Genomic DNA, 6,381 nt, shown 5'->3' with positions numbered 1-6,381 from the left:
CCCGGATGAGTTGCTTAAGATCCAAACCACGGGCCGGGGCAGCTATCGCATGCGGGCGGTCTACCATATCGATAAAGGTGAGATCATTATTACTGCGTTGCCGTATCAGGTGTCCGGTAACAAGATCCTGACCCAGATAGCTGACCAGATGCAGGCCAAAAAACTGCCATTGGTCACCGATTTGCGCGATGAATCCGACCATGAAAATCCAACCCGTCTGGTGATTGAGCTGCGTTCCAACCGGGTCGATGCTGATGCGGTGATGAGCCATTTGTTTGCCACCACCGATCTGGAAAGCAGTTACCGGGTCAACCTGAACATGATTGGGCAGGATGGCCGACCGCAGGTCAAATCCATTCGGGAAATCCTGCTGGAATGGCTGGCAATCCGGCAGGACACGGTCAAGCGCCGCCTGCGATACCAGCTGGATAAAATTGAACGCCGCCTGCACATTCTGGCTGGTCTGCTGATTGCCTATCTGGATATTGATACGGTTATCAAAATTATCCGTGAGGAAGACAAGCCCAAGCCGGTGCTGATGCAGCATTTTGGTATTGATGAAATTCAGGCCGAAGCCATACTGGAGCTCAAGCTGCGTCATTTGGCACGTCTTGAGGAAATGGAAATCCGCCGTGAGCAGGATGAGCTCAGTGCGCAGGCGGACAAATTACGCGATCAGCTCAATAATCCTGAATCGTTAAAGTCACTGATTATTGACGAGCTACAGGCCGATGCCAAAACCCATGGCGATGATCGCCGCTCACCCATCGTGCAGCGTGAAGAAGCTACGGCCTTAAAGGAAAGTGACCTGATTCCTGCCGAAGCGATTACCGTGGTGCTGTCGCAGGCAGGCTGGATTCGTGCAGCCAAGGGTGACATTGATGCAACCAACCTGAATTACCGTGCGGGTGACCAATATCTCACCCATTGTGCAGGCAAATCCAACCAGCGGGTATTTTTACTGGACAGTACCGGACGCAGCTATGCAGTGGCTGCCAGTACCTTGCCGTCGGCGCGCAGTCTGGGCGAGCCATTAACCACCAAGCTTAATCCACCTGCGGGTAGCCGTTTTGTGGACATGGTGATGGGCGAGGAAAGCCAGTCCATTATTCTGGCCAGCAGTCAGGGTTATGGTTTTGCCAGCAGCATTGCCAGTCTGGACACCAATGCCAAGGCAGGCAAGGCTATTGTAAATCTGGGCGATGACAGCGACCTGTTGCCATTGCTTGAGGTACCGGCCCAGGCCGACCAGCTGGCAGTTTTGTCTTCTAGTGGACGGCTGCTGATATTTGCAATGGCTGATTTGCCAGTGATGAGCAAAGGCAAAGGCAATAAACTGATTGCGCTGGAAAAAGGTGAGCGGGTTCAAACCATGGTAGTACTGAATGCGCAAAGCAGTCTGGCCATTGAAGCAGGTTCGCGTACCCTTACCCTTAAAGGCAGTGATTTGGCGCACTATATCGGCAAGCGCGGTTTGCGTGGTCATTTGCTGCCGCGAGGCTACCAAAAAGTTGCAGGCATGCGTACAATTTGGTCTTGAGTGGGTTCAAGGAACATAGGTCCCTTTAATCTGTTAAAACACGAAAATATTAACAGGAGCTTAAGCCAACAATTTGTGACCAAAACATTGCTTGACTAATTGGCGCGAACTTGGTTTAACCCTAATTAAATATCTTATGATAATCTTAGCCTAAGCTAGTGATAACCGATGCATACAGGAGCGTTTTTCAACATGGATCATATTTGGTACAAGACGTACAAAACGGCAGGTATTCCAGAACAAATCGTTATGCCGGCAGATAACACCTCAATGGTTGACGTGTTTGAGCGAAACTTTCAGAAATTTGGTTCACGTGATGCCTTTATCTGTATGGATAAAGCCATGAGCTTTTCCGAGCTGGATAACGCCAGTCGCAAGTTTGCGGCTTACCTGCAATCCCTGAATTTAAGCAAGGGTGCACGTGTAGCGGTTATGATGCCTAACGTACTGCAATATCCTATTGCAGCAATTGGTATCCTGCGTGCAGGTTATGTGCTGGTAAACGTTAATCCGCTGTATACCGCGCGTGAGCTTGAGCATCAGCTTAAGGATTCAGGTTCAGAAGCCCTGATCATTGTTGAAAACTTTGCACATATTTTCTCTGAAATCCAGAACAAGACACCAGTAAAACACACCATTGTTACCGGTGTGGGTGATTTGCTGGGCACCGTAAAAGGCTTTATTGTCAACATGGTACTACGCCATGTGCGCAAGCAGGTTCCAGCGTGGAACATCAAGGGCCATGTCCAGTTTAAAGATGCCCTGAACAAATTTAGTGCCAGCCGCTACAAGCGTCCGGTGATGAACCTGAATGACACGGCAGTACTGCAATACACAGGCGGTACTACCGGGGTTTCCAAAGGTGCCGAGCTGACCCATAGCAATCTGGTGGCTAACCTGTTGCAGGTTGAAGCCATTTTCAAGAGCGCCTTTGACGAAGGCACCACGGCTGAGCAGAACAACATTCTGTGTGCCTTGCCGCTGTATCACATTTTTGCATTCATGGTCTGTGCCATGTTTGGCATGTACACCGGGGCCACCAACATTCTGGTACCAAACCCGCGTGACATTCCTGGTCTGGTTAAGGAGCTGGCCAAGTATCCACCAGCCTTCTTCCCGGCAGTAAATACCCTGTTTAATGCACTGGTGAACAATGCCGATTTCCAGAAACTGGATTTCAGCAAATTGAAAGTCGCCATGGGCGGTGGTATGGCCGTATTGCCATCAACAGCAGAAGCCTGGCAGCAAATTACGGGCCGTCCGATTGTGGAAGGCTATGGTTTGTCTGAAACTTCTCCGGTAGCAACGGCTAACCCGCCATCCATTACCAAATACACCGGAACCATTGGTATTCCATTGCCATCAACTGAAGTAACCATTCTGGACGATGATGGAAAGAATGTAGCGTTGGGTGAGCAGGGTGAAATTTCTATCCGCGGCCCACAAGTAATGAAAGGCTACTGGCAGCGTGCGGATGAAACTGACAAGGTTATGACTGCTGATGGTTATTTCCGTACCGGCGACATTGGGGTCATGGACGAAAACGGCTACGTGAAAATTGTAGACCGTAAAAAAGACATGATTCTGGTATCCGGCTTTAATGTGTATCCAAGTGAAATCGAAGAAGTTGTGACCAAGCATCCTAAAGTGCTGGAAGCAGCGGCCATTGGTGTCACAGATGCCAAAAGTGGTGAAGTGCCCAAGCTGTTTATTGTGAAAAAAGACCAAAGCCTGACCGTTGATGAAATACTGGCTTACACCAAGCAAAACCTGACTGGTTACAAGCAGCCAAAATACGTTGAATTTATGGATGAATTGCCAAAATCCAACGTCGGTAAAATCCTGCGTAAAGACCTGCGCAAGTAAGTCTTAAGCCCATTGAAAGAGCAGCCCTGATGGGCTGCTTTTTTATGGCTTTAATCTTTGTTATAAGCCTTGGAAACATACACAGGCAGACTAAAATTTTTGCATAAGCTTAAGCAAATAAGGCCGCGTTAATTGGAACAATGCGGTAAAACTGCCCAAAGCGACCAGTTGCAGCAGAAGATGTGCCTGATCAAGCTGCAAGTTATGGCTCAGCAAGTTATCAGTCAGGCAAAAAACCAGTACCAGTGCTAGTAAGAGCAACAATGAACGCTGATAGACACTGGCTAAAATCAAAAACAGGCAGGTCGCTACAAAGGTCGCCAATAACGAATACACATTCTGGTTGGCCGCGATCACGCTAATAATCAATGCCAGAGTAACAGCCGCCACCACCGTCACTTTGTTGAGGCGTTTTTCATGCTGCTGTTGCTGGGCTAGCGCTGTAGTAAGCGAATCCGGGATAACTGAACCAGAATCTGGGGATGACGAAGGCTGTGCAGGATCAGACATATGATGGCTCGGGGATAATTGAAAAATAAATTGGATAAAACCAGCTAGGAAAGCTGTTGCAAAACCAGTTAGTAAAATCACTGCATAAAACCAGTCAGCAAAAACAGACTTAAAAATAAGCCTGTCGGGATAAAAAATCACATTATTATAGAAATTCTTATGCTAAGGTTGTGCTGTTTTTTTAATTTTAACAAAAGCCAATGAGTTCAATCAATTCCCTCATTTATGTGATTTTGGCAGCGTGCTTGCTGCCTTATGTATTTGCATGGATCGCCAAGCTAAGTGGCGGGTTTACCCTCAAGGATAACCAGCAGCCGCGTGAATTTATGGCAAGGACAACCGGGTTTGCCGCGCGGGCCAATGCCGTGCAGCTAAACAGCTTTGAAAGCCTGCCCTTATTTTTAACCAGTGTGCTGCTGGCTGAATATCTGGTTGTTCCTACGGATATTACCTTTAAGCTGAGCATGGCTTATCTGGTGCTACGACTATTGTATGGCTGTGCATATCTGGCCAACTGGGCCACATTACGCAGTATCCTGTGGTTGTTGTCGATGGCGTGTCCTGTCCTGTTGCTGTTACTGGTCGCACGAATTTAGGCCAATACCAAGGCAGTCAGGCCCTGCTTTAGGCTGCATTTTTAGCATGATCCGCTGCAATGTTTGCTGCAATGGATGCCGGATAGGCCAAGTTGAGGCTATAATGTGCCACGTTTTTAAACCACCCTTTTTGCAGTAGAGTGATCCTATGAGCTACAACAATATTCCCCCAGGTAAAGATGCACCCAATGATATCTATGTAATCATTGAAATCCCTGCCAATCATGATCCCATCAAGTATGAAATTGACAAGGATTCTGATGCCCTGTTTGTTGACCGCTTTATGGGTACTCCCATGTTTTATCCGGCCAACTATGGCTATGTGCCCAATACCCTGTCAGAAGATGGCGACCCGCTGGATGTGCTGGTAGTAACCCCTTATCCCGTGGTGGCCGGTTCAGTGATTCGCTGCCGTCCGGTTGGCAAGCTGAAAATGGAAGATGACGGTGGCATTGACGCCAAGCTGATTGCTGTACCGCATGAAAAGCTGACCCCGCTTTATAAAAACGTGCAGGAATATACTGACCTGCCAGAACTGCTGATTAACCAGATTGAGCATTTCTTTAGCCACTACAAAGACCTTGAACCGGGCAAGTGGGTAAAAATCAGCGGCTGGGAAGGCAGTGACGTAGCCAAGGCCGAAGTGTTAAAAGCGATTGAAGCTGCCAAAAAATAAGCAGTAGACAATCTTAAGAATCCGTCCTTGTGTTGTGCTAACAGGGACGGATTTTTTTATGGACATATATTTTCAAACCAAATGGACATGGATTAAAAAACGCCCTGTTTTAAGGCATTAACGTGGTTGGTTTTTAAAAATGCACCAAGATGATCGACCAACTTGTAACCAGATTTTTGCTTATAAAAAATTAGAATCATCAAAATAATATTTATATTTCATACGGTTAATTAAAAAAATAAAGGTTGGCACGCCAATTGTATTAAGGAAATATGACAGCGTCGTCACTTTAAAACATAGATCGTTCTTGGGGAGCGTGCACAATGAAATTTGGTTTAAAAACTCTGGTAGCTTCTGTGGTAGTGGTTAGTGGTTTAAGCAATGCAGTTGCCGCAGAAACAACACCTTTACCATTTCCGGGAACTGTTACTGGTAATGTGGCGGTAGTATCCAGCTATAACCTGCGTGGTATTACTACCGCGCCATGGGGTCCAGAAAATGACAATGCTGCGGTACAGGGTGGTCTGGATTATAGCCACGACAGCGGCTTTTATTTAGGCTACTGGTTTTCAACGCTGGGTTATTCGTATGCAGGACTGCAACCGGGCTGCGCAGGCACTAAATGTACGACTAAATCCTTTGAAAATGACTTTTACGGTGGCTTTAAAGGCAAGCTGACTGAAGATGTGGGTTATACCGTGGGTGGTACGATTTATTACTACTATCCGGGCTGGGAATCTACCGGTTATGAAACCATGCTGGGCCTGAACTACAAGGAATTCAGCATCAGCGCACAAACCCTGCTGAACAACGTGACCTTTGGTAATAAGGGCGATACTTATTTCCTGGCTACGTATGCACCTGCACTACCCGGCGGTTTTACCGGTAAGGCACAGCTAGCCGCTTATTACTATGGTGATGATGATGAGTTTACTGGCCCGACCACCACAGACTTTGCTTTCCGTCATGCCACACTGGGTTTAAGTCATCCACTGGGTGCAACTGGTGCAACCATGAGTCTGGATTATCTGATTGGCGGTTATGCACGTGATGAAAGCAAACAGAAAAACAAAGTGGTACTGGGCGCAAGCTATACGTTCTAAGCCATTAAGTTTTTAAAACTGCAATAAAAAGGAGCTGAATAATCAGCTCTTTTTTATTGCATGAGGTAATGCTTCTGGTTTCAGATTTTG

6 protein-coding genes are annotated in these 6,381 nt (G+C 47.1%); 5 read left to right on the top strand and 1 reads right to left on the bottom strand.

The annotated features are described in order from the left end of the window. On the top strand, nt 1-1,540 hold a 1,540-nt coding region (locus tag BKE30_RS13740; RefSeq protein ID WP_076879148.1), incomplete at its 5' end, for a DNA gyrase subunit A. Nucleotides 1,541-1,732: 192 nt separating this feature from the next. Next, entirely contained in the window at nt 1,733-3,406 is a 1,674-nt protein-coding gene (locus BKE30_RS13735) for a long-chain-fatty-acid--CoA ligase (RefSeq protein WP_076879147.1), read from the top strand. Between the two features lie 90 nt (nt 3,407-3,496). On the opposite strand, the gene BKE30_RS13730 is transcribed toward BKE30_RS13735, so the two are convergent. After that, nucleotides 3,497-3,916: a hypothetical protein gene (locus BKE30_RS13730; RefSeq protein WP_143253757.1), complete on the bottom strand. Its 420-nt coding sequence runs from the start codon at nt 3,914-3,916 to the stop codon at nt 3,497-3,499. Nucleotides 3,917-4,116: 200 nt separating this feature from the next. On the opposite strand from BKE30_RS13730, the gene BKE30_RS13725 reads away from it, so the two are divergent. The 3 genes from BKE30_RS13725 (at nt 4,117) to BKE30_RS13715 (ending at nt 6,291) form a co-directional block, all read left to right on the top strand. Further along, nucleotides 4,117-4,512: an MAPEG family protein gene (locus BKE30_RS13725; protein WP_076879145.1), complete on the top strand. Its 396-nt coding sequence runs from the start codon at nt 4,117-4,119 to the stop codon at nt 4,510-4,512. A 148-nt stretch (nt 4,513-4,660) separates the two neighbouring features. Next, a complete protein-coding gene (gene ppa / locus BKE30_RS13720) occupies nt 4,661-5,188 on the top strand; it encodes an inorganic diphosphatase (RefSeq protein WP_076879144.1) in 528 nt (175 codons plus the stop codon). Between the two features lie 323 nt (nt 5,189-5,511). Next, complete coding sequence (locus tag BKE30_RS13715) at nt 5,512-6,291, top strand: TorF family putative porin (RefSeq protein ID WP_083698591.1); 780 nt, start codon at nt 5,512-5,514, stop codon at nt 6,289-6,291. Nucleotides 6,292-6,381 lie beyond the last annotated feature (90 nt).

Source organism: Alkanindiges hydrocarboniclasticus (assembly GCF_001982605.1).
GTDB classification, from domain to species: Bacteria; Pseudomonadota; Gammaproteobacteria; order Pseudomonadales; family Moraxellaceae; genus Alkanindiges; species Alkanindiges hydrocarboniclasticus.
Note: the sequence above shows the minus strand (reverse complement) of the source record. Positions and strands in the feature narration are given on the sequence as shown.

What these genes read in the sequence shown, in the direction of transcription:
- BKE30_RS13735 (WP_076879147.1), top strand. Translation starts at nt 1,733, where the DNA reads ATGGATCATATTTGGTACAAGACGTACAAAACGGCAGGTATTCCAGAA.
- BKE30_RS13730 (WP_143253757.1), bottom strand. Translation starts at nt 3,916, where the DNA reads ATGTCTGATCCTGCACAGCCTTCGTCATCCCCAGATTCTGGTTCAGTT.
- BKE30_RS13725 (WP_076879145.1), top strand. Translation starts at nt 4,117, where the DNA reads ATGAGTTCAATCAATTCCCTCATTTATGTGATTTTGGCAGCGTGCTTG.
- ppa (WP_076879144.1), top strand. Translation starts at nt 4,661, where the DNA reads ATGAGCTACAACAATATTCCCCCAGGTAAAGATGCACCCAATGATATC.
- BKE30_RS13715 (WP_083698591.1), top strand. Translation starts at nt 5,512, where the DNA reads ATGAAATTTGGTTTAAAAACTCTGGTAGCTTCTGTGGTAGTGGTTAGT.